The 1,325-nt window shown below is 70.5% G+C and carries 1 protein-coding gene; it reads right to left on the minus strand.

What is annotated here, in order from left to right:
• Positions 1–366 precede the first annotated feature (366 nt).
• The coding region (locus G6O54_RS36850) for a class I SAM-dependent methyltransferase (protein ID WP_369432168.1) at positions 367–1,325 on the minus strand (959 nt) is incomplete at its 5' end.

Genomic DNA, 1,325 nt, shown 5'->3' on the forward strand with positions numbered 1-1,325 from the left:
CGCCCACGCGACAGGCGCGGCGACCGGGTACATACCCGGCGTGTCCACAACAGTCCACCACCGGGGATCTTCTAGCCGCAATACTGGTCGACGAAGGCTCGTCTCGTCTCGCATCGCGGATGCCGAACGTGAACATCCTGGCAGGCAAGGAGTGTGTCCGGGTGGCCGTGGTGGAACACCACGGGACCGCCGTGGCCTCCAGGCGAAGCCCGTTAGGCGCAACAGCTTCCCGCACCGTGGTGTTCCACCACGGCCATCCAGGCCCAGCACGGAGCCGACGTGACGTTGACCTCGGTCTCGTACCATCGCGGTTCGAGACCCTGTCGAAGCCCGTGTGCCCCTACCCCTCGTTGAACGGTATTGCTTCTAGCCGAGAACCGCTCCGATCGTGTGGGCCTCGCCCCGGCGCACCATCACCGTCCACCCCGACGGGTTTCCCCAGTACTCGAAAACGTCCCAGCCGCCACGGGCGGCGAAGGACCGCACGGCCTTGCCGACGGTGAAGCCGGGGTGGTGGGCGTCGTGGAAGGCGATCGCGCGGCAGCGATCGGCGTAGAGGTCAAGCCAGCGCAGGGTCTGGGCCTCGGTGTGCGGGTCGGTGTCGATGTGCAGCAGGTCGATGGTTTCCCACCGCGCCACGACCGCCGGATCGCCGGCATCGCCGTGGATGAAGACGAACCGCGGGTCGTCGATGCCGTGGGCGTCTTCCAGGTCCACGCCCCAGACCGTCCCGCCGGTCGCTCCGACCCCCTCCAGCAAGGCCCGCGTGCTCGCCCCCCGGCGCACGCCCAGCTCCACCACGGTCGTCGCCGCCAGGTCACGGACCCATCGCCGCGCCAGGTCCAGGTACGGGTCGAAATCGCCCGGCCCGGCCATCGGCACCACCGCCCGTGTCGAGCCCTCCACCAGCCAGGGGACGGAACTCGGCTCGATCGGCCCATCCAGCCGATGCACGCCCCAGAGGGCCTCGGCGTCGCCGGGGCACTCGGTCAGCACCTCCCGCCATTGCGAACCGGCCTCCCGCGCGTCCCCGCGCTCCTCGGCGAGCCGCGCGAGGTTGCGACGGGTGAGGTGGCCGTAGATCCCCTGGTCGACGCTGGCGAACTCCTCCGGACGCCGCAGCCCCAGGATCCTGCGCCACGACGACTCGGCCGCGGCCGGGTCGCCCGAGCCGCGGTGGGCCACCGCCTTGCGGAAGAGCAGCTCGGCGTCCTCGGGGAAGAAGGACAGGCCCTCGTCGCAGGCCGCGATCGCCCGCGGCAAGTTGCCGAGCATCTGCTGGCACCGCGCGATCAGGGCGAATAACTTCCGCGTGATCGAATCCG

The sequence above is a fragment of the Aquisphaera insulae genome (genome assembly GCF_011064615.1).
Taxonomy (GTDB): Bacteria; Planctomycetota; Planctomycetia; order Isosphaerales; family Isosphaeraceae; genus Aquisphaera; species Aquisphaera insulae.